This is a genomic window from Paenibacillus sp. FSL R5-0527, assembly GCF_038008055.1.
Classification (GTDB): domain Bacteria; phylum Bacillota; class Bacilli; order Paenibacillales; family Paenibacillaceae; genus Fontibacillus; species Fontibacillus macerans.
This window is the reverse complement of sequence record NZ_JBBOYI010000001.1, coordinates 516,593-541,050: the sequence shown is the minus strand read 5'-3', so window position 1 is coordinate 541,050 and position 24,458 is coordinate 516,593. Positions and strand designations below refer to the sequence as shown.

The window sequence follows — 24,458 nt, the reverse complement described above, 5'->3', positions numbered from 1 at the left end:
AATCCCCGTCCTGTTATAGTTATATATAATTCTTTTCCTTGAGTGAGCAATAGTCTGTGTCTGCAATTATGATATGGTCCAGCAATTCAATACCGAGAATTTCCCCAACTTTACATAGTCGCTTTGTAATGGTGATGTCTTCCGGTGAAGGCGTTGCACTGCCGCTTGGATGATTATGGGCGATAAGAATTGTTGCGGCATTGCTTAGTAGGGCTGTCTTAAAGCATTCCCGGGGGTGCACGATACTAGCATTAAGAGTGCCAATATGACTTGTTGTAATCGAGTTGACTTGATTTTTGGTGTCCAGACAAACGACAATAAAGTACTCTCTGTCTGCATCTTGGAGAAATGACTGCAAGAGCTTTACGGCATCCAGGGGTGACCGAATGACCCGCTCCGGGTAGAGGAGCGAAGATTCCCTAACGATCTTTAGGCTGACGATATTGACTCGTTTGGCAGGCAGTTTATTTTCGTTGCAATTATCCAATGGCATTTCAAGTTGCTGTGGGTAAGGGTACATAGCTTACTCCTCCTTAAAAAATATGAAGGCACCTAATCCGTTTAATGGATTTGGTGCCTGAATAATAATGACTTCTGTAAAGGTTCTTGTATCTTTCGTTTTATACGTTCCGTATCTATGTTCCTACGTGCCGCACGCCGAGCGTCTCGGCGTTATACATGGTTATAATATACACTTATAACTATATTTGAAAGCATAGTCTCATGAAAGAGATTCCTGTCATTTAGTAACTTGAATATGGTGATAAATCATCTGGGCGTTATCAGAAAAAGAAGGAGCTATCGGTATTACCACCGATAACTCCTTATATATTCATTACTCGTAATCTGCCAACCCAAGATAGTGTAGGGAAATGACATTCTCGAATCCCTGCATGTATCCGTATACGTCGCGGTGCTCCCACATCTGATTGGCGTACTCGACCTTAGCGTCATGGAAACTTTGTAGCCGCATTTTCCCCTCATCAAGTCCTGCATAGTAGTGATAGATGAAATAGTATGGATTCATTTCCTGCAGCATCTCATAAGTAACAGGTACGTAGTCAAACCATTGCCCTTGTTCATTTTCTTCTACCATAGTCCAGACGTAGTTATTCATTCCGCCCCCGTTAGACGCCATGCCAGTATGCGAGATAGGGTTAATCATCTTTCCCTTCGTCAGGCCGTCATGGATGATGTTGTCCGAACCAAGTCCCTTAGCCGGGCTCAACCCCCAGAAAAACGCGGTGTAATAGTTAGAGGTCAGTCCGCTTTTTACAGTCGAGCGGCTCATAAACAATTCCTTGTTCTGTTTCGCGCCTTCTCCGTCACCCAAACTATTTACGACAAGGTCCATGACTCCCTTTTTGTTCTCTTGCACCAAATTGGCCTTCAAGTCCTTGTAATATGTGCGAAGGCCAAAATTCTTGAAGAGGCCAAATTCGTCCTTTAAACGATTCGTAAAGAAGGCCATATCGTTTTGTGCCAGGTTATCCTGAATATTAGTCGGAACGCTCAGCACAACAGTCGGAACGGACTTACCTTCAATCTGCTTACGGTAAGCGTCATAACGGTTTACATATCCGGCAATTTCACCCTTCGTCAGAGGCAAGCGGGATACAGGCCATTCGGGGATGAGGGTGAGTGGAGTATTCTTTTCGAAAATATCAAAGACAGCTATGTCGGAATTCAGATATTTACTGTCGTTCTTGAATGTCGAGTAGAAAAAGTCGGTAACGAATGTTTCACTGTCGTTGAATTCGACACCGTTCCATCTTTCGGTGGGTGCCATGGCTTGTACTTTATGTACATACGAGAAAGAGGGAACGTCATTAGCCACGCCGAAGATTTGGACACCGGCGACTTTTCCGCCGATCTTCTTCTGCTGGGCTTTCAGGGCATCAAGTAATTTAGTAGCTTCCTTGTAGTTTTTTGCGTCGAACAAAACATTGTTGGTGCCTTTGAACTTAGTGGTGTACTGCTTAATAGCTGCAAGGTCCTTAGCGTCAACCCTTGAACTATTGTAGACGAAGTAATAGTTGCTCTTTTCTGCGGCCGCTGAACTTGCATTGGCAATGCCGCCGAGAGGAAGTAGAGTAAAAGTCAATAGAATGAATAGCATGGACTTCCAGTAAAACCTCTTCATATGTAGCTTGCCTCCTGGTTCTTTTTGAATATCCGCTTATACTCACTGGTCACTGTTTTACGAATGTGTTGTTGCTGTATACATACTCGTCAAACAAGCCTTGAGAGCCAAACGGAAGCAGTATCTTGTTACCTTCGAGAATGACATCCGATTGTCCTTCTCCGTACCAAATAAGATCTAGCGGCTGTGTTCCATTTTCAGTGAATGTGTAATTGTAGCCGAAGACCCAGACGTAAGTTTCCAACATGCCGTCACTAGCTGCGATGACAATTTCAGGGGCCGTATCATCTTCGAAATAGTAATGGTTAATGTAAAGGCTAAAGCCTTCTCTCAGATCCCCAAATTCATCGAAGGGACTTCCGCTATCCGCGTTTGTATCTAAAGTGAGATTCCATCCTTGTCCAAGATTTTCGCTCATTGCAAGAACCTTTATGCCGTTGGGTGAATCTAAACCAACCTGTAGCGTTACATTCTCTCCGTCGAACTGCAGAGGCAACGTTGTATCAGGATCAGCGGGACTCCATTTGACGAAACTTGTCAAGTTAATTTCTTCAGATGAAGGTGTTACGGGATTGTTGGAATCTACATTAGAATTCTCTATTTGAGTTGCTGTTTCCTCAACTTCTACTGTTTGTTCTTGTTCTGGTTTGTTGCTTTGTTCTGCTGTCGCTGGAGACTCTACACCCTTGTACTTATCGACCATATCGGCCAGAAAAACATACCAGTCAGAGGTATGTAAGATTTCACCGTCAGAGGATGTTTCTACAGCCTCAAAATGATTTTCACCAAAAACCTGAAAAACAGTTCGGATGGAAACTTTTACGTCTTGATCTGAAAGTGTCGCTTGGTACATGACAAACTTGTCCAAATCGTTGCCTTCTTCTTTGACTTCCTTCCATTCAACGTTACTAAAATACTTATCATTCTCAAGCACCTGGCTCATTTTTAAATCAGTACCTGTGATGACCCCATTTTTTACCCACTCGACATACTTATTGTCCGCTCCGTCTCCAGTGCCGCCATTGGATTGTATGGCAACCATTAGAATGGCAAGAGCCACGACCGCCGCGCTAGCAAATAGAAAAGCAGTTTTTTTCTTGTTGCTTTCCTTGATTGGAATAACCGGCTGCGAAACTGCATGGTTTATCCCGTTTTCAGCGGTTACCGCTATTTCCAGGTGTGTATTGACGATTTTCGTTATTTTTTGAACAAAGTTGTTAGCGGCAGCTTTTGAGCCAGTTAGGATGCGAAATTTATTGCCTTGGTGATCGGTTATACTTACACAGGTATTAAACGTTCGCCATATGAATAATGCCGTTAGCAGGAGAGGCCAGAACGACATGCTGATTAACGTGACAATAACAAACAGGATGGAGAAGACAAGATCAAACCAGTTGATTTTGGAACTGAGTGAGACGCTTTTAATGTTTGAAAATGGTATATCGGTACTCTTAGGACTATTAGGAAAGGCACCTAAAATAAAGTTTTGCACAGTGATTCTGAGCCTGTCACTTAAAATAGCAACATTGCTCTTCTTCTTAAGATAGGTTAAATAACTAAAGCCGCCATTCCAGACAAAGGAGTATCCTCCTGCGCCTTCGTTTGTTTGAGTCATTTCTTGACTGTTCATTGTACACCTCTTCTAAATTATTCTTGATCGAATTGAGTGTAGTCTTGGTCACATGAAGACCTTTGACCTTATATGACTGATATACTACCAAAGGACTAACTTAGGTAATATATCCCCATTGTAGGCACAATAAGTGTTTTAATCAATGAATTTTATAGTTTAATGATCTTTCTGTGTGAGTGCTGATTTCCCTACCCTTAACTAATAAGGGGTGGGTGGAATGTCAGCTTTTTTGCAACTTGTCGGGGCACGAATTAGACAACTGCGCTTGTTACGTGGGATGTCCCAGGCAAAATTAGCAGAAGCCGCAGATTTGCAGGTTTCGTATATCGGTGGGGTAGAACGCGGTGAACGAAACATATCTTTGAATACATTAGAAAAGATAGCCTCGGCACTCGAGGTTGAGCCGATAGAAGCTTTAAAATTCGGACAACTTGATGAAGTGGAAGGGGTAACTGAAAAGCATCATATACTCAGCATGCACCTATCTCTTTTAGAAGAGAGAAGTCTGGCAGAAGTTAAATTGGTCCATAGAATTACTAAAGATATGATCAGTACCTATAATGAATTGGAAAAGGAAAAGTATTGATCGGCATATCAACCATACAGATTTCTTTTAAAGATTAATGAGGCGGAATACTAAAGGAAAGCGAAGGGCTTGTAGTCTAAATTAGACCGCAAGCCTTTTTGATTATCGAGAAGTTAGCTTTAAGTACCGCCGAGGTTTTGGTATCAGATAAAGACCTTTGTAAATATCGAAAACTGAATTGTCTCGTGTTCGAACAGGGTCAATTAACCTACTTTCACTAATTACTAAAAATCACAGCTTATTATTATTTTTAATGTATTTTGGATTGATGGTGACGATATGATCTGCATAGCTGTCATAGAATCTCATGTCCCGGGTAGACTGGTTGGCTTGTTGCGTAAATATATCGACAATGCCAGGATCATCAAAGTGGAAATAGTCCCTGTTTTTTTGCCTTCCGAACATGGAGATTAGAGCATAGTTGTAACTACCGGCATTACAAATTCCGCCGCTACCAAGAGGAATTAAGCCCACTATGTCTTGTACGGTAAGTTTATCAGTGTTTTCTTTCTTTGTTTCTAATGTAAGTAACAGGCAGGCAAACAAAATATCTGCATTTGCTTTTTCCGAAATCAGATGTATGTTAAACCGGCTACTATCGACTTTCTCCCAATCAAGTGAACTTACGGTAGGCTCAAGGCTGCTGGTTTTAAGGACTTCACGATATCCATAGGCATACAAAAAACGGCTCAGCTTCAAGGGAGTTTTATCGCCGAGGATGGGTTGCATCTTAGGTAAGAGCAGCCGGTAAAATTGGGTATATTGATCCACAGCAGTAGAAATTTTCTCAAAATCTGTGCATTCGTCTGATAGCTCTACTTCCATGAACAAATCGTTCATGCCTTTGATCCGGCGGGAATCAGCAAGCTCTACCTGCTCGGGACATAGAAGATGGGCGAGAAAGGCAACGGTATTGAATGCGTGTTCCCCACTTCCAAGCAAATCTGTCCAATAATTGATGATACGTATTGGTTCCGGTTCAATTTGCTCGACAAACCCCTTCCAGTGACTGACAACAGCCAAATGAAGCTTTTTATAAGAATAGAGAATACTTTGCTGCTGCCATTTGCCGCAAGACCAAGAAAGGGCAGACCGCAGTGTATTCGAATCGACGTTTGCAGGATCACTGAATTGTCGCTTCCAGACGTCCAACGGTTCGATCGGATATTTGGCAAAGGGGAAACGGGCTAAGTGCTGCTCATGATGGTTTTTAATAAGCGCAATGAGAGCCTTCCTTTTTGCATCAGTGAGTTGTAGGGACATTCAAAAACTACTCCTTTTTGTGAGTTGATAAGTTCCAATCGAATTAGTAATTAGCCAATGCTCTGCCTCTTCGGAGTGGAAGCCTTGTAACGTAAAAAACGTCATGCTGCACTCGTTGTCCAGCATGATGTAGATTTTGAAGAGGCTACTGCCATCGTCAAAGGTATGTTGTTCGATGAATTCGGGGTAAAACGTACCCAATGCACATAAAAATATCATCTGGTCATCATGAGCAGGGATTAACTTGTCGGTTGTCTCCAATAGGAAGAACCATTGACCAGGAGGTGGGAAGGGTTCGTCTTCAAGTGCCAAACATATTTGTTGCATGTAATTCTGGATAAATACTAAGCAGGGGTGGGGAAATGATTTGCTCGCGTACAGATTTAAAATTGCCTTGTCCGACGTAAGATCAATCATGTATCTGATCCCTCCTGAACATCTTCTTTTCTGGAGTCTCTGTTATGGATCGGGTTGTGAGATTTGGCCGCTGCAAGTGCTTCTGGCGAAACATAAAATGGTTCAGCCAGCTCCGACACCCATCCTAACGCAAGCTCAATAGGGCTTCCCTCGACAGCCGGAGGGCCGTCAGCCCATTTTTCTTCGAGAGCGAATTGAATTTTGTCCTCGCTCATTGTTACATATAGATCCGTGCCGTCATAATAAGGATTTACTGTGTTACCTTCCTGAAAAGTAAGAGCGATCCGCACTTGGTGTACGGATCGCTCTCTAACTACATATTTGGTTTGTATTTCTGAGATTGCAAGGATGTAGATGTCGCCATCAGAGTTAAACGTCTTTTCAAGTAGTGATAGCAATTGATTATATTTATTATCCATGTAGTCCTCCTTGTATTATATTCATAGTAATAATATATGATTGATGTAGTTTTTGTGGCGATTTCATATTTGAACTAATATGGTCTATTGTAACGAACGAGATAGGTATAAGTTAAGGAAATAAAGAAGTTCGTATTTTGTTACGTGAAATAATGTACGATTCTATCGCAATCGCCTTATCTGTTTAGGAAATATTAATCTTGCATATATTTTATTGTAGTTCAGATTATTGGCGAGTTAGCTTTGTTTAATATTTGTGATTAATGATGTTTAGAATTAATTAAAGTGAGGAATTCATAATCCCAATTTTATCAAAAATAAAACAAACAAGTCATGAACTTGACTTTTTCTAATATTTATGTAAAATAAAAATATAGATTGGGAGGTGTTAAGTAAATGGTTGATGAGGATTTCAAGCTTCTTCCGGATGATTATAAGATTTCTGTAATACAGGCCATAACTGACGCGAAAAGAATTGATATTAACGAGTTTATTAAAGAATTCGAACTGGAGTCCTTTAACGGGATCGATTTCCTGGTATGGGATTTTATTAATTCAAATCTAATTAGAAATGCTGCTGACGAAAGATTAATTTCAATCAAAGTAAAAAGAGGCCGGTGGACACTCGTATTACTTTATGATACTGAGTTAAAGTATCTGTACACTCTTATGAAACACAAGCGATTTAAGCAATTACAAGATCAAAGAAAAAAACGTTCCACTGCTCATTACATAGACGCCCTTGCCTTGCTTAATGACGGCTTGTATGCCGCTGAAGATCAACTTCATCTGTTTGAGGATGAAACTTGGAATGAAGGAGTAAGGAGTCTTCTACATCGAATAGTTCGGGAGCATCGAGATGAAATAGAACGATTCGTTGTTATCGGCTTCTCAGCTTCTAAGGATGATATAACGTCTGTTTCAGCTATTATACCCAGCTCGGAACTTGGAGTTGTCCATGAGGTTGATTGGAGCGAGTTTATGCCTACGAACTATGGTTCAAGTTCTGTTACAATTGAATATACTCCTGCTGAAGAGGAGGATGAAGATATACCGCTGAAGCTTAAGGATCAACCTGAGACACATGATGATTCCTTGGTTAATCTCAAGAAAGATGGCAATAATGTAAAAGGCGAAGAAGATTGAGATGTGGCGGTTCTTTAGGGAGGAAGACATAAATGCCTGATGTAAAAGTATTTAACGGTGAAAGATTAAAAGCCGCCCGTATATATAGATCAATGACCATTGCCGAGTTGGCAGAGGCTGCTGACGTTACAAAGCAAGCAATTTCATCATATGAGAATGATAAAGGGAATCCGAGCTTAGAAACCTTATTAAAGTTGATTAGTGCACTTGGATTCCCGCGTGATTATTTTTATGAGGAAGATAAAGATAAAGTAAAAGTCGGTAACACATATTTTAGAGCCTTGCTCACAACAAATAAAAAAGATAGACTTTCACAGGTCGAGAAGATAAAAGTTTTATCAAGAATATATCATTTTCTTAACAGATACATTGACTTTCCTAAACTATATATTCCTAAAATTGATTATAACGCAAGCATAGAAGAAAAGGCGTTACAGTTAAGGGAGCATTGGGGGTTGGGGCTAGATCCAATTGCTAATATGGTTCGTCAATTAGAGAAGTATGGTTTTGTTGTCACTTCTTTTGCTACGGAAGGCAGGACAATCGATGCTTTCAGTCAGCGACAAGAAGTTAACGGAAATGAATATTATTTTGTTGTGCTTGGAAGCGATAAAAATAGCGCTGCTAGAAGACAATTTGATGCTGCGCATGAGCTCGGTCATATAATACTTCATGATTGGTCATTAGACTTGGAACAAGTTTCGAGAGAAGAGTTTCGTCAGCTAGAACAAGAAGCAAATCAATTTGCTGCTGCTTTATTGTTACCAAGAGATTCGTTTGTTAGTGATTTAATTTACCCAAATAGGTTGGACTTTTACGTTGAATTGAAAAAGAAATGGAAAGTATCCATAGCTGCAATGGTAATGCGAGCACATCAATTGAAGGTAATCAACTCTAATCAGTATCAATATCTTCTGAGACAGATTTCAAAGAGGGGTTGGAGGACGAAAGAGCCTTTGGATGATATTATTGCAGTCCCGCAGCCAACGGTACTTAAAAAGGCAATAGATGTTCTTATTACAAATGATGCATTATCCGGTGATCAGCTTATTTTAGAACTTTCCCGCCATGGACTGAGCCTAAACAGGTCCGAGATAGAGGCTCTGTTGGGACTTCAAAAGGGGACTCTTAATAATAAAAATCAAGGGAGTCCAATAGTAACTTTAAAAAGAAAAGAGAGTAAGGAGGAATAGGAAGATGAAAAAGTAACCAACATGTGACCCCACATCATGATGGTGGTTAGCAAGTAAAAGGAGCCGGTAATGAAAGAGCAACTGTACGAACAAACACTCAGGCAGAAGCTATATCACGAGCAACTGAAATTGCCAGAAACCAACGATCAGAAGTTGTGATTCGTCGCGAAAGTGGTCAGATTAGGGAAAAAAATAGCTATGGAAATGACCCATAATCCACCAAGTTCGATGTAGGTTCTTGATGTGGCCATTCAGGTTGTTCCACTTTTCCATGCGTCAGGAACGGATCCTGAGCTTGAAAATTAGATAGCACTCTGCAAGCTCGTGAACCGGGAAAATCGGATCGGGAAATCATACTGCCCATGAAAGATTAGGATGCCCCTCTACCCAGAGATCCTCCCATATAAAATATAAATTCTGCTGTTTGATTTTCCAGATTTCAGACATCAAGATGTCATTTCCATGAACACGGTGTTAATGTCCCCACATGGTCTGTAGGTACGAAGTATTTGTCTCTCACAATATCTACACGCGTTGAGTGTTAAAAACCAGCATATCCTTATCATGCAGGAGAGGTATTTCCTTCTGTTTAAAGAGTATAGTTGATGATTTTCTTTGACCTTTATTGAATGATTTAGAGCTGAAACTAACATAATCCAGTTCCCATCGCCATTTTGGATTTCTGTTCAAATTCTGCCTTTTAAGGCGCTTTATATTTTTCATTGCAACCCAACTCACTTAATTTCTCCTTAAAACTTTTTCGTCAAACTTAACCCCATTACGCCTTGAGCGTCATGGGGTTAGTTTGCTCCTACTGAATTTCAATTAAAAACTCATCTGCAGATCCAAGAACCTGAAACAGAGTAAGGTGCTTCTCTAACAGATTGCGATTGGCAATAAGTTTCTTGGCATTGCCCCACAAGAGGTGGGTCATAGGTTGCCGTTGCTCGTACGTTTTGGTATCCGTTCTTGTGTCGTGCTTAAGTTCCAATTTATACTCACCGTAGTTTATTCCCTCAATAATGAAGTGGAACTTTGCTGTTGCGTACTCAAAATGGCTGTCCTTTCCTGGCCTATTACTCCAGTTGAGGTGTTTAAAGACATCTTCACGAAAGTAAGTCTGTTGGTCTATATCATACTGGCCCTTTTTTAAGAGCATGGAGCCGGTAACATTTGTTGTAGTACCGGTAGGCACATTCAAATCCCTTTCTCTTAATTCTTTACTCATCCATACCTCCCTAAGTTCCATACTTTTATTATCCAAGATTGCAACAGTAGCGGGATCTAAGATTTCCGTTTGCTCTACTTGGTGCTTACGATCCATATTATTAGCCGCTTTTCTTGCCTTGGCAGGTAAAGACACCTTCTCGCGTTTTAGCAGCATTACAGGGGTTACTTCTTCACCCTTTTTATTTCTGCCGACATTTGATATCTTTTTAGGTTCCGATTCATCAATAAGTTTTCCTTCGTCAAACAACAGCTGGATAGTTTCTTTGCTACCGATTTTTATAACATTCTCTGGGAAGTTAGCTTTTAATTCAGCAAATACGTTAATGAAGCTTTGAACATATTGATTGTCATCAAAATTGTTTTTCAGATCGAGTTCTGTGACGGAACTCGACTCCAAGTTATTTACTAAACCACCATAAGTTAAATTTGCACTTCCAACAATAGAAACCGCCTTGTTAGAGTTCATTGACAAGAATGCTTTGGGATGGAAAATAAATCTGCTGCTTCCCGTGTCAACAGCGTAAGTTTCCACACCTAGTTCAAATAAGCTCTCAAAACCTTGCTTGGATGTTATACCGTTTCTCACCCCAATAAAGGCTGTTATTTTATCATTAGCAGCCTGCAGGGGCTCTCTAAGCAAATAAACCCCTTCACTGGTTAGAAAGGCCGTACTAAGGATAATTTGATTGGCATTTTCAAGCGACAGTAAATCCTCCACTGCTTTCTTGTGGTTAAATTCAGCGTTCATTCCTTGCATTAAAAACTGCATCTTAGCCATAATTGCATGTCACCCCACTTGGTTTCTGTAGGTATAGCATATTATATTCTACAGAAATTATCAAGCGGGATTTATTAAACCTGGAGTGAAAAGTGCGATTTATTGCTATTTATCGTTGAATATCCATGTTTTACTGTAGAAATATCGAGTGGACATTCTACAGAATTTTTAAATTAAGCTGCAGAGGTATAATGGTAAGTACATAAAAAAGAGCCCTCCCCGTTAAGGAAAGGACTCTTTTGAATAGGTTGAATAATATATTGGGGGTTGCTAACGTTTTCTTCCCCGTTCTAACCGTCTGTTTCGTAATAATAACCACATGTCCCTGAACGCGGTGACAGTCTCTACGGGTATATTTAATAATTCAACAAGTATTCGCTTGTCAATCTCCGGAAGTATACCGAGTATGTCATCGTTATTTTTTACATGGTCATCGATCAAATGTAATAGTTGTTCAACATAATCGTCTGTTAATAGTTCAACTTGGAACAGGTTGGGGACAAATATCTTTTCGACTTCACCCGGTAATATCTCTAGTACGCCACCACCATAACTTCTGCCCTCAATTTCAGTAAAGGCAAGCGTTATACTGTTATAGTAAGCTAAAATAGCCCTTTTACTATCAATACCATCGGCAAATTTTATTCTATGCATTGTATCAGTACTTACAGCATTAAAATCATTAAGAACGAATTTTGGATAAAGGTAGTTCCTTCTCAAGAAGAAAGCATCCGGCGCCCAGATCGATGGGACCTGGTACCACCTGTTCCGAATGCGACACTTATATCCAGTGTTTTCGCCGCGCTCCTCACCTTCACTAATGTAACGTCTTTGCCCTTCGGGGTACTGTTCAAAATCAATAGTAGGGAAGTCCAGCAAATATGCTTTTGCTCCCCTATCAACATTTGCTTGCCAAACTTGTTCGTTGAAATATATTCCGTCCATACTAACACTTCTAGCTATTAAGGGCCTGGAGATATTGATCAATCCGTAATCTTCGGCAGTGGCACGGTCAACGCAAAAGAAGTCATTATTGCCGGTTGTAATTCCAATATCTACTTCCGCTATCTCATTAAACTGAATAAAATTAGCACTTTGCCTGATTTCATTTATTAAGACATTGTCATTTGTGCTTAAGAAATATCTCGTCCATTTCGTATTTGTAAATTCAATATCTACGAAAGGGACGGTATTGGTCTCGAAGTTTTCAACAAGATCTATTATGTTATTGAATTGGAGAATTCTTATCTGATGTTCTTCCGCATGCTCAACGTCCTTCTCTCCTAATAATAAAACAACCTCTTGTTCAATATCTTCGAAAACTAACTCACGGAACGTAACAATAGTTATATGCTGCAAGTTTCTCATTAAATAGTTTCTTAAATCTTCTGAGTAGGCAACCTGTAGGAGTTCGGCCGGTATAACTAAGCCGATTTTACCGTTTCTATCTAGCAGACTTACACAAGCTACTACAAAGGAAACCCAAGCGTTGATTAACTTATTTGATCTCATTCCATTAGATATTAAGATTCGAGACTGCTCTTCTCTTTGCTCTTCAGATAAATACTGATATCTTATATATGGGGGATTTCCGACGATAAGATCATACTTCTCGCCATTTAAATTCTCTCTGTACCAAGAATAGAAATCTTCGTGCATCACAGTAAAATGATCATTTCTTGTGGTCATGTTCTGCACTTTAAGCATTTCTTCGTGAATAATTTCAATAGCAGTACACGAGAAAGGTTGTTCAACCGCTAGGAGACTTTCAACAAATGCTCCATCACCACAACTTGGTTCCAACACTCGACGAACATTATTATCGGTAAAGCCCCATCTAGTAATAAAATCAGCTAAAGCCGGTGGTGTATAATATCCTCCCCGTAGCTTTTCAGCTGTAGCATTTTCTCTTAATAACATCAACTCACCACCCGCAATAATTTTAACACAAAACAATGCTCTTGCCTTGAATATATATAGATCCGCAACGTGTCCTCGATAAAACTAGTTTAATGAAAACGGAGCTTTAATGGCTGTCAAATATACAGGAGTAAACATGGCAGCAGTATTGAAAGGTGGAAACCGTTTCTGCCTCCATTTACAGATATAAAAAGCACACGTAAGCAAGGGGGGACCCTTGATTTACGTGTGCTTCACGTTGGTATTAGCATAATCCATAGATAGAGTTTTGTCAAGAAAGACGCGAACGTTCGTTCTGCTGGGAAGGGGGCAACTTTTATATGTGATATTCTTAAGGTTTGCAGGTTATATGAGCTTGGAACCCCAACTCTTTACACGTAGAAATAAAGGATGAGAGTAGCCAAAACAGTTGAATAGTTTGTGCCGAAGTGTTACCACCTTTTCTTAACTCATTGAGCTCAGATATAACTCTACTTTTTGAAATATAGTTTACTACGATGTATATATGACTTGTTGCGTTAGGATGATTCAGCGTTTTTGTGAAGCTTACAATTCCATTCTCAACGCTGTCTCCTTTCCGCATCATTGCAATATTAGACCTCGAGTATAGAGAATTCCAACGTTCTCTTTTCTGTTCAAGTTGGGCGCTTGATGGAATCATGTTCCCTATATTTTTTAATGCTTGAGCAATTACAACTTGGAAGTCGCTAGCTGAAAATTGGGATGATGCATACTTTGCATGATAAAAACAAACGCTTCTTTGATTATAAATGGAGATAAAGTCAGCAAATTCATTTCCAAGGTCGTCACAAAATAGATAATCCGAGTCAAGTGCTAGGACTGAATCAACAAAGTCGAAGAGAGTATTACTCTCAAATCGAGACATATTTGCTTCAACGGTTCCTTTTTCTGAAAGGATACTTCCAAGCGCTGGATACTCTTCTAAAACATTTATAAAAGTGTCCAAATTTGCAAGTAGTTTGTTGTCTTTAAACAACCTTTTGTTTGTATATACAACATCAAACTCAGAAAATGTTACTATAAAACTTTGCGTGTTATTTATGTAGTCAATGAGTCTTATTTCGGATGTGGCATAAACAATGTAGATGTTTTTTAGCTTAGACGAGCTGATTCTCATGGAACTTTTAAGTTTCTTTAATTGCAATCTTTTATCGATGGGGTTTGTTACCCGATATATAGCTCGTTCGGTTCCTTCAACTTCATTAACACTAACTTCGCAAAAAGTATTAAAGGAGCCTATAAAATGCTGAAAATCAATGGAACGTATTTTTTGATCGTCGACTCGGTACTCAATACGTTCAACATCGCCCCTATCTAATTGATCTAATAACTCTCCAAAGTGGAAAAGAATACTTGTGGGAACAAGTCGACCTAAGGTCTCTTGAACTTTTATAGGAGTGGAGAAGTTGTCCAAGTAGCTCTCCTGCGGTTGGAAATTCTCAATTTTATCCACTACCTGAATGACCCAACTGTAGGTAATCCTCAAAAGACCCCTTCTTACCCAATCGATTTATTTTTGAGGTATTTAAAGCAAGTGTAATCCTATTGCTATCCTGGTCTTTTATTCTGATGGAATTTAAAATGTACTTGCTAGCGTATATAGGCGAAAATGAACTCTTAAGGTCAATAGCTTCAATATTTCTTCTTCTTACCGCATTGTCGCTAACATCCATATTTGACATTGAAAACTTCTCGAAAAATGCCCTGTCACTAAGAAACAATCGTGAGATGGTGACATAATCAATTTCGTTTATGTACTCCGAAAGAAGCCTCTCTACACCACTGGCGTTTTTCTTGCTAACAATCAACATGTTAGAATAATGTATCAGTAATACGTAAGAATATTTTTGCTCTTCCTCAGTACCTTCTGAATCTAAGAAGCTAGGCTTTCCTTTCGTTTTAAATATGCACAATGAAAAGTTGATAACTTTATTTCCATAATTCTTTGTTTCGTTTACAACTTTATACACGAAACGTCCAGTTTTATTTTTGGCAACTGACTGAAAAACTGTATTGATGAGAGTTGAAGTAAGTCTGCCTGAACTACGATAAAAATAAGCCGCCTCATTCAATAATAAACGATCTATCATTAATACAGGCCTCCCACAATCTTTGCTACTATAGTACCATATCATGGGCAATTATGTCGATTTACCCACTATATTTAGTAGAGGAGGAAACTTTGCTGCTTAAAAATTGTGAATATTATGGGTTTAGGTACTAATAAACGTATCTAATATAAAGTCACTGTTCCTTTAGTGAGATCGCCTATTTTATAAGGCGGTTTCTTTTTTGTAAAGCGTGCCCAGCCAAGCACGCATCTTCTAGCCGGTGAAAGTCCGGTCACGGGAGGGGCCAAGCCCCCGTGTAGTTAGGATTCTTGCGTATGGCGAAATCTGTGCGTAAAAGCGAATCGACCAAAGTACCTGTCAGAGACAGGGCGAGCAACATGTCAGGCCGTAACATGAAGTGAATCCTGCCGCGTCGTCAAAAAGGCCTCGCAAGAGGGAGAAGAGGAAGCCGAATCTTGGGTATATAGATGAAGGCCATGGAAGCTGTTATGAACTTGGAGTGACAGCGAAGAGGGGATCGGCATGGAATGAAAGAGGATGCAGTGAACTGGAGAGACCCTCCCCTGCACGGGATTTTTTTTGAAACCGTAAAGAGACGCTCTATAAGCACGAAATGCGAAGTGAATTGTCTGCAGGAAGGGAGTCCGAGGGGCTCATACTACCGAGGAACGCAGGACAACACAACCTCCGGGAGGGAAGGAGCCTTGCTTTGTTCGAACTAATCAAGGAGGTACGAGTTCGTGAATGCCCAAAGGGCTAACGACACGCAAGGAAAACGCTCAATAACTCCAAGAGAAGCTATGTCATGTAGCCAATGCAGTAACTGCAGCACGCACATGAAGGAAGAACATCGGAAAGCCGTATGAGGGAAAACCTCACGTACGGTTTGATGAGGAGGGGTAGAAAATCTCTGCCCTTTACTCTAGGAATATAAGTTGTCCAGGGTTACTTGAAATAGCTACAAAGAGGATTTGGTTGGATCATTTAACTTCTTGGATTACTGCGTTTGACTTTAGCGGCAGGGGTTCAACTAGTGACAGAGCCGAATCCTTCCAAAAGATTTACAACAGTCTGCTCCGATTCCTGGAGAAGCTGCGACTGCTAATTCGCATGAGTATTTACTTAGTATCAGACAGTTGGTTAAAGAGTCACGCCTTGCCAAATCAGTAAATACTGAAAAATCCGATTGCAGGCTATAACATCAAATGGGGGAAAGGTCATGTAGCCCTCGGTTAAGGGAGTTGAAATGGTACATTGTATCGTTTCAACCCTCTTTTTTGTTTACGGATATACTACGATGGAGCCCACCCAAAGGGGGGGATTATTTAGAGTGCAGCGTCACAAGGAATTTCGCCTTTAAGATGATACGGTGAACCGTATCACAAATAGTGGTAAAGCGGAGGGCTAAAATTATGGTTGAAGCGAAATTACTATACAACGTAAAATTCTAAGGTTGAGAAGTGAGGCGGAATGCTTCCCGGCGAAAATGAACTGGCGGTACGTTTTTCCACTAGAGCGTGTCTTCAAAGCTAAGATAGCCATAACCTAGAGGAATTTAAGGAATCAAGTTTTATCCAATCTAAGGACAAGAACTTGATTCCATTGACGTAAAGGACAGTGCTTGTTCAATTATCTACAGACCTTGCCTTAGCCGGGTATAGGGGGAGGCGGTTACACACCTCAAACGAATCACTAATCCGTAATGTCTCCGCACCAGCGAGTGATTCCTTCATTTATTTTTTGCATCGGATTCGGATCTGATAGAGAAATCGCCCAGGCAATATGTCCATCCGGCCGAATAAGTGCCGTGTGGACGTCGTTCCAATCCGCGTCTGCCTCAGCCAAAGATGCATGTAAAACTTGGAGGTTGCTATACGTTTCCCATTGGCCGCTATTCTGTTCATTAGAATGGAAATGCAACAGAAGAAAAGTACCTTTGTGCAGGAACGGATAGGAGTTAATCAATTGCCCGTCTTTCAGCTTTAATCTGAGATCCTTGAACCGTTTCCCATTTAAAGGATGGGAAGGCGCTTCGGCGTCGGGAGCATAATGTACATCCATTGCGGAAATTTGTGCAGCGATCTGATAATTAGCCTCTGGTATTTGAATCAGATTAGCCAGCATGCTTCGCAGTTCCGTGATGGGAGGAGTCACGTCCAGAAGCAGGGTTTGGACCTCGGTATTCCGGAGCAAGGCCGTATTCCACGGGAAACGTTCGGTATGATAACTGTCCAATAGCCAGTCCGGAGCCCAGCCTTTGATTGTTCCTGCAAGCTTCCAGCCTAAGTTCATCGCTTCTTGTAAGCCGACGTTCATTCCCTGTCCACCGGCGGGAAAATGAATGTGCGCCGAATCTCCCGCCAAAAACAATCGACCATTCCGATAGCGCCCCGCTTGCCGCGTAGCATTTCCGAAACGGGACATCCATTTCACATCGTTCAATCCCAGGTCGCTTCCGGTCGTACGGATGATCGATGAACGAAACTCTTCCAATGTAACGGTCTCATCCTTAGAGATGTTACGTCTCTCCATATCGATAATTAAGATCCGATACAGATGATCGTTGATCGGCATGATGCTGACCAAACCTTTATCTGTAATCCGGGATATGACACTCATAGGAGCCAAATCAGATAGAACGGCATCCCCCAGAATAGCCGTGAAGGTCGCGTCTGTACCTTCAAAGGATATATTTGCATGTTTTCGAACCAAACTTCTGGCTCCGTCCGTACCTACCACATAAGCAGATCTTAACGTTGTTTCACCTTTAGGTCCGGCGATCTTAACGTCGACCCCATCCTCATCCTGATGCACAGATAGAGCCTCAACCCCTCTCCAGACCTCGGCGCCAAGGCTAAGAGTCCATTCCTCCAGCACCTTCTCCGTCTCACTCTGCGGTAAAAAGAGAGTGTAATTGGAAGAGGAATCCAACACCGAGAAATCCAACGGAGTTTCTAATCCGGCAAAATGTCCTCTCGAAAGTAAGCGGCCTTTACTGACTAATTGTGATTTCACTCCACGCATATCTAATATTTCAAGAGTTCGTGGATGTACGGTAAGCGCACGCGAATATGGGGTTGTCTCTTTTAACCGCTCAATGACGCAAACCTTTACACCGGCTAATGCCAATTCTCCAGCCAACATCATGCCGACAGGTCCGCCACCGATAAGGATGACTTCATATTTCATATAAATAACCTCTTTTCTTAAACATTATGGGAAGATCACGATAGCGTCTATTTCGATAAGCCATTCAGGATCGGCTAGTGCCTGAACGCCTATATAGGTACTTGCTGTCTTCGGCCAGTTAGAGCCAAACACATGAAATCCGGCGTCAAAAATAATCGAAATCAATTCCGGGTTGTGGTTTACCACAAAAATATTCATTTTTGCAATGTACAATGGTTCCGCTTGTGCGGCTTCTAATGCATGCTTTAGATTGGTGAACACTTGAATCGCTTGTGCGTAATAGTCCCCTGAACCGACCAATGCGCCTGCTTCATCTACAGCAACCTGACCTGAGATGAAGGCCAGTTTAGAGGCAGTAGTTACTACGACATGAGAAATTACAGATGTAACCTTATCCGTCAATGTCTTCGGATTCACGATTTCCATAGGCAGGTAAGCACCTCCTTCATTAATTATTGTTTCGTTAGAACCCTTTTATTGCTTGTTAAAAATAGCTGTGATAAAAATTATATATAATTTTTGTTTCATATGAAACAATATAATTGTATTGGGTCACTCTATATCCTGTCAACCCTAATCTCAATATGAGCATACGAGTTTGTTTCTTACGAAACAATCTATGATATAATAAAACAAATGAGTCAAGGAGCCAGCATAACCATGGATACTGCCAATAAAAACAAAGCTGCAATTCATGAATTTTTCGTTCAGTTTCTTGAGCAAAAAGAACAATATGAAACCCGAATAACTGCCACATACCTGGAGGATATCCGGAAGCATATTGAATCGGAATTCAGCTTGAATATGACGGAACTGCACACCATTGCGTGCATCGGAGAGCAGGAGCCGATCAATGTCACTTCCATCGCGGAAAGGATAAATTTAAGCAAAGGGAATACCTCCAAGATCGCAAATAAATTACTAAAGGCCGGTTGGGTGCGAAAAGCCCAACTCAACGATAACAAAAAGGAAGTGTATTTTCGGCTAACGCCTGTCGGCAAAAAGCTATTTGCTGCTCATGATGAGCTCCATGCGAAGGAAAAGCAAAGAATGAACGAATTTTTGGAAAGATACAACGAACGCGAGCTTGAATTTATCAAACGGCTGTTTGGAGATATGGTTGACTTCTATCGCTAACGTACCTCAAGAAAAATAAATCTTTCTCGATTGAAATGTAGGCATTGGCAAAACGAGGCTCCAGAAATCAGGTAAAAAGTAGGTAGATTAGGGACAAACGATCTTTATAATGGAAATAAGATCTATATGATCCGGGGCTAATATCAACTAACGGAAAAGGCATTTGAGAAGTCCAAGGGAAACGAAACAAATGATTGAACGCTTTTTTGCCTCACAGTACGGTCACTAATCAGCCGGACAAGGCGGGTCTTAGGATTTAAAATAAGGAGGGGTGTGATTGATCGTCCTGAAAGATATCGGCAGGTTCCAGGAGCTGCCGGAAATCGCGATGCATATTTACAGAGGAAATATTCCGGCTTTGGATGCCGCAATCGCAGCAGGCTGGGATATTGAGGAGGGCATCGAACTTAGTAAGCATATTGCACTTAGTCCGTTAGATCTGGCGCTCGTATCGCAGCAAATGGAGGTTGTAAAGCTGCTGGTAAAGCACGGTGTCAACCTGAATGTCCATCATAATCCAGCTTTTTTGAGAACTGTTCGCTATTGCGGGGAGGACATCGTCCGTTACATTGCAGCGCAGGGTGCCGAGATGGACAAGCTCAATCAAACGGGGTCAGGCGCCTATTCACAGGCCTACTATGGCAACAAAAAAAATATTCCGCTTATTCATGAGCTGGGATTGGACATCAAGCTGCATGGCGGTGAGGTAATGCGTCAAGCCGTATCGGACCACGACCTGAAGACACTCAAGTATTTGCTCGATCAGGGGGTGGACATCAATTATAATAGGCCGGATATGGTCTATCCTTATGGGGCGACTCCGTTAACGGTGGCTGCTCGTATGGGTAATATGGCCATGGTCAAATTTTTGATTGAACACGGTGCAGACGTTACTCTAGCGGAAAAAGACGGCGAGCGGCCGTATACGATTGCGGTCAGCAATAAGGATACGGTCATGGCTGATTATTTGAAATCGCTGGAACCGGCTGAATTTCATCATGTGGAGAACAAGAAACATGAGCTTAAAAAATATAAATTACCCGACGAACTGGTCAGCTTTCTTACAGGAGATAAGCTGCGCCTTGAGCTGGCGCAAAATGAATATGAAATCGGGTATATCGATTTTTTTACATTGACCGATACGATTGAGATGAAAGTCGGCAGGCAAAAGCTGCTGCGTCTTTCCGCCGATATCGACAATTACTCTGACCTGCAGTTGGTTTGGAACCCCAAGAATAAAGGCCGGATAGGCTGTTATGACGTGGAGCATCAGGCGTATGCGGATTTATGCAGCTTTACAGAGTTCCTTGCGCAGCCTGAATTGCACCTCATGAAGTTTCTTGAGGGAGAGTTGTAAAGTGACTATGGAGAACCAAACGAATATTTTAGAACATCCACTGGATGAGCAGGAACCCTATTACAAAGAAATTAGTCGGAAAAAAGAACCTTCTCCTTGGCCGAACTACTAAGCTCCATGGAAGCTGTCTTCCTGGCGAGCCGAAGTTCTTCTCTCTTTTGCTTCTCCGCTTTTTGAATGCTCCGTCTTAAAAAGTATTCCGTATTTTGAACACCGGGCTCTAACTGATCGGATCTGCGGAAAGCTTGAGCCGCTTCCTCATATCGCTTTAAATAATAAAGAGCAAAGCCTACCCGATAATGCCAGAGAGGATCCTGTTTACCCGCCTTGGAAATTTGATCAAATTGAGAGAGGGATTCCTCGTAAAGCCCCAAATTGTTATAAGCTCTGGCCAAATGGCTGATCGCTTCATAGTCCCGTTCTTCATCAGGAATTGCTGAAAGCGTATCGACAATTCGCTGATGTTCGTCTGCTTCATGCCACTCGTTCAATTGATCCATAAGCCTTTGTTCCATTGCAACCTCCCAATGAACTATAAAATAACTTCATATGTAGCTTGTAACCCCAACCTTTAAAATATTAACATCTAGAAATGAAGCATTCCAGGATTTTCCCATATGATACAATTAAGCTGAATTTATAGCTTTGAGATAAAAGAGGAAAAAGGAGTATTAAATGATCTGCAAATTTACGGAAGTGCTGAATGATCTGATAGACTATTTCATTCTCGGAGATATTTTGCTGCTGGAGAGCTGGAAACAGTCCAATCATCTTTCGGACAATTTAGCAATGGAGTTTACAACGAACGAAAGCGGCGATCATGCCGTGCTTGATGGTATCATACTTCCAATGGCAGGGATTGCGAACTATCCCTATACAATCATATTTAATCTTTCTGGCGATACACCGGAGTTGTTAAAATCAGATAGCCATTTACAATTTAGACGTGGCGGCTATTCGCTTAAAGTTGAAAACAACCTACTGATGTTGTTTACTTGGCGAATACTCGAGCAATTCACTAACGAAAGAGTCAACGCTTTGCTTCATCATTACCGGCAATACAAAAAGCCGATGATTGAAATTGAAAACGGCTGGTACAGCATAGAAATATTGGGTGGAGAAACGTTGCAGGATTCATATTATGAACCCACATTTGAATTTGTTTTGCAAAAGACAGAAAGGAAGGGGCCGGCGGAATTTGACATCCATTCAGATTTTAAGATTGACAGTTCCACCTACTAAAGTAGAAGTTTGCCAGCCCTCGCATCGGTTAAGCATTTAACTTGAAACCTAAAACCCCGAGTAAAGCAAGATCTGCATCATTGCAAGCGTGATTGGAGGCCGGGGGAATTTTATGCCTTGCTATAGAGTAAACTCTAGGCCCTATACTAAAAACATCCTAATGAAAGGGAGGATTACATGATGAATACAATCTTGATTACAGGGGCATCTAGTGGACTCGGAAAGGCAACTACCCAGTATTTTGCAGAACAAGGGTGGAACGTCGCAGCAACTATGCGCTCCCCGGAAAAAGAAACAGAGCTTATCAACCATAACAATGTCTTTGTTACTCGTATGGACGTTCAACAGCCTGAAACAATCCAACGAGCAGTAAATGAAGCCATAGAGCGTTTTGGGCAAATCAATGTACTTATGAACAATGCCGGCTATGGAGCTGTGGGGGTATTTGAGGCTGCTACCGAACAACAGATTCATAACCAGTTTGACGTTAATGTTTTCGGGCTCATGCGCGTAACACAAGCGGTGCTGCCGCATTTCAGGGCATACCGGAACGGATTGATCATAAATATTTCCTCTCAAGGCGGAAGAATCACATTCCCTCTGACCTCTTTATACCATGCAACTAAATTTGCCGTGGAGGGATTCTCCGAATCGTTGTCCTATGAGCTGGCTTCCCAGAATATCCGGGTTAAATTGATCGAGCCCGGTATTGTGAATACTCCTTGGTACAGTTCAGCCGTACGTTTGGATCATGAGGCATTGTCAGACTATAATAGTTTCACGGATTTGTTTAACAAGCAATTTGAGAAATTCGTTCAAAATAATGCCCATCTTCAGGCCACACCGGAAATGGTTGCCGAAACGATATATAAAGCTGCGACGGATGAAAGCGATCAATTAAGATATCCTGCGGGTAAAGATGCCGAAGAAATATTGAAGAAGCGGGAACAATGGAGTGACGATGAATTTATGGCTTTCATGAAAAGCCAGGTTCTTGGCTAAAGGAGGAGGTTCTTATAAGTTATTCAATCGGCCAGGTAGCAGAAAAAACGGGATTGTCCATTCATACCTTGCGATATTATGAAAAAGAAGGGATTTTCCCCCCTATTAAACGAGATGAATTCGGTGCACGAGTCTTTGACGAGGAGGCCATAGAGTGGCTGAGATTCGCGTGCTGTTTGCGGGATACCGGGATGACCATTGAAGAAATGAAGGGATTTGCCCAATTAACCCTTCAAGGAGACCAAACAATCCCGGAACGTGTGGGGCTTTTGAACCGGCAGAAGGAACGGGTGGCGAATCAGATCAAGCAGCTAATGAACAATATGTCTATGATTGAACATAAGCTTGAAATGTACAAAGAGAAGCTTTGAAAGAACCTCTTGTGAAGTTTGCTTTTTTTCAGGTATGCGGCAGAAGAAGTGACCTTACAGTTGACAACCATAGAGGGTCTTTTATCGACCAATTGCTTGCGAGCCGTACACGCCTATTTCATATCAATCAGTCTCTTTATCCATTTCAACGTTAATTCGTCTTTCACCTCTGAATTCGTACCTGACACATTTTGATGAGGTACGTCATTGTCAGAAGGGGTATTTTGATATTCCGCAAGCAATTATCTCGAACCCTGCCTGCGATAAAGGCACAGGCTTGCCTGTATTTTATAGACTCAGAGGATTGAATTTCTTGTATGAGAAGGGGGTTACCCTTTCGATGCAGCAAAATCTCGGATCAATTTGTTGCGAAGATTAGCAAGCGACATGGTTGCGAGTATAGGAGAAGCGAACTTTTGAGTGTTCTGTTTGAAAAGATCAATAGTGACTCTTTTAACTCTTCAACGATTCGTTTCGCACCTCCGATTGGAAGAGTGGAGAGTTTAAGGGAACACGTAGGATTCAAATTGAATCAGGTATGTTTTTTCTTGTGCTGAAAGGGCGTTTCAAAAAGGCGTTTTCGTTCGGCGTAATTCGCTTGGCGCTGGATGAATTGCTGCAATGGGTGCTTGGCTATGGAGCGGGCGTAAAGTGTTGGAACCGAATCATTCCGAAATCGAATTCGTGAGGAAGCCCAAAGAATTCTAAAACGCTACTGACATAACGTTGTCAGTAGCGTTTTTTTATAATTGGACATGAAAATGTAAAGGAGATAGATGAGTAAAAAGTATGTTTTACAACGGCTGTGGGACACGGCAAAACCTATTATTAGGAAGGATGATATCTTGTGAATTTCGCTTCTGTACGCATCATTACTGACGACGTGGATCGTCTCGTCGAGTTCTATGAGAAAGTCATGGGGGTTTCGGCGGAGCGACCCGCGCCCGTATTTGCCGAACTCATTGTGCCATCATGCACCCTTGCCATCGGCCACTCCCAGACGACGCAGCTATTCGGCGCCGATTCCGTAGTAGGGGCCAATAATCGCACTGTCATTATTGAGTTCCGGGTCGACGATGTCGAAGCCGAATATGTACGCTTGAAGCCATTTGTCGATAATTGGGTAATGGAACCGACCACGATGCCGTGGGGGAACCGTTCTATGCTGTTCCGCGATCCCGATGGCAACCTTCTTAACCTCTTCGAGCCGGTGACCGAGGATGCGATTAAACGGTTTAGAGGTAGACATTGATGGAATACTGATATTCTTATAATTTGCTATTCAAGTAAAAAGTATAGGAGGACAGGGCACCCGCCCTGTCCCTTCTTTTTAGATGAG

The 24,458-nt window shown here is 41.5% G+C and carries 23 protein-coding genes and 1 pseudogene; 11 read left to right on the top strand and 13 right to left on the bottom strand.

All coding sequences use genetic code 11. From position 1 onward, the window contains the following. Positions 1–19 precede the first annotated feature (19 nt). From NYE69_RS02470 to NYE69_RS02460, 3 genes are all read right to left on the bottom strand, one after another. On the bottom strand, positions 20–520 hold the full coding sequence (locus NYE69_RS02470; protein ID WP_274337820.1) for a JAB domain-containing protein: 501 nt from the start codon (positions 518–520) through the stop codon (positions 20–22). Between the two features lie 315 nt (positions 521–835). Further along, entirely contained in the window at positions 836–2,143 is a 1,308-nt protein-coding gene (locus tag NYE69_RS02465) for a hypothetical protein (RefSeq protein ID WP_274338500.1), read from the bottom strand. A gap of 49 nt (positions 2,144–2,192) precedes the next feature. Then, positions 2,193–3,773, bottom strand: coding sequence for a hypothetical protein (locus NYE69_RS02460; RefSeq protein ID WP_274337818.1), 1,581 nt, complete (start codon positions 3,771–3,773; stop codon positions 2,193–2,195). Between the two features lie 220 nt (positions 3,774–3,993). Here NYE69_RS02460 and NYE69_RS02455 point away from each other — a divergent pair, with 220 nt between their 5' ends. After that, positions 3,994–4,362, top strand: a complete 369-nt coding sequence (locus tag NYE69_RS02455) for a helix-turn-helix domain-containing protein (RefSeq protein ID WP_274337817.1) — start codon at positions 3,994–3,996, stop codon at positions 4,360–4,362. Between the two features lie 231 nt (positions 4,363–4,593). Here NYE69_RS02455 and NYE69_RS02450 read toward each other — a convergent pair whose 3' ends face one another. Genes NYE69_RS02450 through NYE69_RS02440 form a run of 3 tightly spaced genes read right to left on the bottom strand, consistent with a single transcriptional unit; the run spans position 4,594 to position 6,461 of the window. Further along, positions 4,594–5,625, bottom strand: coding sequence for a hypothetical protein (locus NYE69_RS02450; protein ID WP_340923514.1), 1,032 nt, complete (start codon positions 5,623–5,625; stop codon positions 4,594–4,596). After that, on the bottom strand, positions 5,626–6,042 hold the full coding sequence (locus NYE69_RS02445; protein ID WP_274337815.1) for a hypothetical protein: 417 nt from the start codon (positions 6,040–6,042) through the stop codon (positions 5,626–5,628). Next, complete coding sequence (locus tag NYE69_RS02440) at positions 6,039–6,461, bottom strand: hypothetical protein (RefSeq protein WP_274337814.1); 423 nt, start codon at positions 6,459–6,461, stop codon at positions 6,039–6,041. The genes NYE69_RS02445 and NYE69_RS02440 overlap by 4 nt, the downstream gene beginning before the upstream one ends. Positions 6,462–6,857: 396 nt before the next feature. Here NYE69_RS02440 and NYE69_RS02435 point away from each other — a divergent pair, with 396 nt between their 5' ends. From NYE69_RS02435 to NYE69_RS02425, 3 genes and pseudogenes are all read left to right on the top strand, one after another. Next, positions 6,858–7,607 carry a DUF5986 family protein gene (locus NYE69_RS02435; RefSeq protein WP_340923509.1) on the top strand — a complete coding sequence of 250 codons (750 nt, stop codon included), beginning with the start codon at positions 6,858–6,860 and terminating at the stop codon, positions 7,605–7,607. Positions 7,608–7,639: 32 nt separating this feature from the next. Continuing rightward, on the top strand, positions 7,640–8,800 hold the full coding sequence (locus tag NYE69_RS02430) for a helix-turn-helix domain-containing protein (RefSeq protein WP_340923505.1): 1,161 nt from the start codon (positions 7,640–7,642) through the stop codon (positions 8,798–8,800). A gap of 62 nt (positions 8,801–8,862) precedes the next feature. Beyond that, positions 8,863–9,015 (top strand): annotated as a pseudogene (locus NYE69_RS02425) (DUF2188 domain-containing protein); the annotation flags it as partial. A 596-nt stretch (positions 9,016–9,611) separates the two neighbouring features. On the opposite strand, the gene NYE69_RS02420 reads toward NYE69_RS02425, so the two are convergent. The 6 genes from NYE69_RS02420 to NYE69_RS02395 all read right to left on the bottom strand — a co-directional run bounded on the left by NYE69_RS02420 (position 9,612) and on the right by NYE69_RS02395 (position 18,436). Then, on the bottom strand, positions 9,612–10,808 hold the full coding sequence (locus tag NYE69_RS02420; protein ID WP_340923502.1) for a phospholipase D family protein: 1,197 nt from the start codon (positions 10,806–10,808) through the stop codon (positions 9,612–9,614). Between the two features lie 270 nt (positions 10,809–11,078). Continuing rightward, positions 11,079–12,728 carry a class I SAM-dependent methyltransferase gene (locus tag NYE69_RS02415; protein ID WP_274337811.1) on the bottom strand — a complete coding sequence of 550 codons (1,650 nt, stop codon included), beginning with the start codon at positions 12,726–12,728 and terminating at the stop codon, positions 11,079–11,081. A 331-nt stretch (positions 12,729–13,059) separates the two neighbouring features. Then, complete coding sequence (locus NYE69_RS02410) at positions 13,060–14,235, bottom strand: hypothetical protein (RefSeq protein WP_340923496.1); 1,176 nt, start codon at positions 14,233–14,235, stop codon at positions 13,060–13,062. Further along, positions 14,195–14,839, bottom strand: a complete 645-nt coding sequence (locus NYE69_RS02405; RefSeq protein ID WP_340923493.1) for a hypothetical protein — start codon at positions 14,837–14,839, stop codon at positions 14,195–14,197. The genes NYE69_RS02410 and NYE69_RS02405 overlap by 41 nt, the downstream gene beginning before the upstream one ends. A 1,674-nt stretch (positions 14,840–16,513) precedes the next feature. Further along, the gene (locus tag NYE69_RS02400; RefSeq protein ID WP_278739313.1) at positions 16,514–18,010 is read right to left on the bottom strand and encodes a monooxygenase; all 1,497 of its coding nucleotides are present in this window, start codon (positions 18,008–18,010) and stop codon (positions 16,514–16,516) included. A 24-nt stretch (positions 18,011–18,034) separates the two neighbouring features. Further along, positions 18,035–18,436, bottom strand: coding sequence for a RidA family protein (locus tag NYE69_RS02395; protein WP_036618356.1), 402 nt, complete (start codon positions 18,434–18,436; stop codon positions 18,035–18,037). Positions 18,437–18,670: 234 nt separating this feature from the next. Between NYE69_RS02395 and NYE69_RS02390 the strand changes: the two genes are divergently transcribed. Both NYE69_RS02390 and NYE69_RS02385 read left to right on the top strand, forming a co-directional pair. Continuing rightward, positions 18,671–19,147, top strand: a complete 477-nt coding sequence (locus NYE69_RS02390; protein ID WP_036618357.1) for a MarR family transcriptional regulator — start codon at positions 18,671–18,673, stop codon at positions 19,145–19,147. A 277-nt stretch (positions 19,148–19,424) separates the two neighbouring features. Beyond that, positions 19,425–20,504, top strand: a complete 1,080-nt coding sequence (locus NYE69_RS02385; RefSeq protein ID WP_340923485.1) for an ankyrin repeat domain-containing protein — start codon at positions 19,425–19,427, stop codon at positions 20,502–20,504. Positions 20,505–20,575: 71 nt separating this feature from the next. On the opposite strand, the gene NYE69_RS02380 is transcribed toward NYE69_RS02385, so the two are convergent. Further along, a complete protein-coding gene (locus NYE69_RS02380; protein WP_340923482.1) occupies positions 20,576–21,019 on the bottom strand; it encodes a hypothetical protein in 444 nt (147 codons plus the stop codon). A 160-nt stretch (positions 21,020–21,179) separates the two neighbouring features. Here NYE69_RS02380 and NYE69_RS02375 point away from each other — a divergent pair, with 160 nt between their 5' ends. The 5 genes from NYE69_RS02375 (at position 21,180) to NYE69_RS02360 (ending at position 24,371) form a co-directional block, all read left to right on the top strand. Then, on the top strand, positions 21,180–21,746 hold the full coding sequence (locus tag NYE69_RS02375; protein ID WP_340923479.1) for a hypothetical protein: 567 nt from the start codon (positions 21,180–21,182) through the stop codon (positions 21,744–21,746). 177 nt (positions 21,747–21,923) lie between these two features. Continuing rightward, positions 21,924–22,748: an SDR family oxidoreductase gene (locus NYE69_RS02370; RefSeq protein ID WP_340923476.1), complete on the top strand. Its 825-nt coding sequence runs from the start codon at positions 21,924–21,926 to the stop codon at positions 22,746–22,748. Continuing rightward, the gene (locus NYE69_RS02365; RefSeq protein WP_340930247.1) at positions 22,712–23,119 is read left to right on the top strand and encodes a MerR family transcriptional regulator; all 408 of its coding nucleotides are present in this window, start codon (positions 22,712–22,714) and stop codon (positions 23,117–23,119) included. The genes NYE69_RS02370 and NYE69_RS02365 overlap by 37 nt, the downstream gene beginning before the upstream one ends. 91 nt (positions 23,120–23,210) lie before the next feature. Further along, on the top strand, positions 23,211–23,498 hold the full coding sequence (locus tag NYE69_RS33600) for a DUF4274 domain-containing protein (protein WP_445744810.1): 288 nt from the start codon (positions 23,211–23,213) through the stop codon (positions 23,496–23,498). Positions 23,499–23,966: 468 nt separating this feature from the next. Further along, the gene (locus tag NYE69_RS02360) at positions 23,967–24,371 is read left to right on the top strand and encodes a VOC family protein (RefSeq protein ID WP_328270424.1); all 405 of its coding nucleotides are present in this window, start codon (positions 23,967–23,969) and stop codon (positions 24,369–24,371) included. Positions 24,372–24,458: the final 87 nt, after the last annotated feature.

Coding starts and splice junctions, on each gene's coding strand:
- NYE69_RS02380 (WP_340923482.1), bottom strand. CDS start 21,019: ATGGAACAAAGGCTTATGGATCAATTGAACGAGTGGCATGAAGCAGAC.
- NYE69_RS02395 (WP_036618356.1), bottom strand. CDS start 18,436: ATGGAAATCGTGAATCCGAAGACATTGACGGATAAGGTTACATCTGTA.
- NYE69_RS02370 (WP_340923476.1), top strand. CDS start 21,924: ATGATGAATACAATCTTGATTACAGGGGCATCTAGTGGACTCGGAAAG.
- NYE69_RS02405 (WP_340923493.1), bottom strand. CDS start 14,839: ATGATAGATCGTTTATTATTGAATGAGGCGGCTTATTTTTATCGTAGT.
- NYE69_RS02470 (WP_274337820.1), bottom strand. CDS start 520: ATGTACCCTTACCCACAGCAACTTGAAATGCCATTGGATAATTGCAAC.
- NYE69_RS02455 (WP_274337817.1), top strand. CDS start 3,994: ATGTCAGCTTTTTTGCAACTTGTCGGGGCACGAATTAGACAACTGCGC.
- NYE69_RS02415 (WP_274337811.1), bottom strand. CDS start 12,728: ATGTTATTAAGAGAAAATGCTACAGCTGAAAAGCTACGGGGAGGATAT.
- NYE69_RS02400 (WP_278739313.1), bottom strand. CDS start 18,010: ATGAAATATGAAGTCATCCTTATCGGTGGCGGACCTGTCGGCATGATG.
- NYE69_RS02460 (WP_274337818.1), bottom strand. CDS start 3,773: ATGAACAGTCAAGAAATGACTCAAACAAACGAAGGCGCAGGAGGATAC.
- NYE69_RS02375 (WP_340923479.1), top strand. CDS start 21,180: ATGATCTGCAAATTTACGGAAGTGCTGAATGATCTGATAGACTATTTC.
- NYE69_RS02440 (WP_274337814.1), bottom strand. CDS start 6,461: ATGGATAATAAATATAATCAATTGCTATCACTACTTGAAAAGACGTTT.
- NYE69_RS02445 (WP_274337815.1), bottom strand. CDS start 6,042: ATGATTGATCTTACGTCGGACAAGGCAATTTTAAATCTGTACGCGAGC.
- NYE69_RS02390 (WP_036618357.1), top strand. CDS start 18,671: ATGGATACTGCCAATAAAAACAAAGCTGCAATTCATGAATTTTTCGTT.
- NYE69_RS02435 (WP_340923509.1), top strand. CDS start 6,858: ATGGTTGATGAGGATTTCAAGCTTCTTCCGGATGATTATAAGATTTCT.
- NYE69_RS02430 (WP_340923505.1), top strand. CDS start 7,640: ATGCCTGATGTAAAAGTATTTAACGGTGAAAGATTAAAAGCCGCCCGT.
- NYE69_RS02450 (WP_340923514.1), bottom strand. CDS start 5,625: ATGTCCCTACAACTCACTGATGCAAAAAGGAAGGCTCTCATTGCGCTT.
- NYE69_RS02465 (WP_274338500.1), bottom strand. CDS start 2,143: ATGAAGAGGTTTTACTGGAAGTCCATGCTATTCATTCTATTGACTTTT.
- NYE69_RS02420 (WP_340923502.1), bottom strand. CDS start 10,808: ATGGCTAAGATGCAGTTTTTAATGCAAGGAATGAACGCTGAATTTAAC.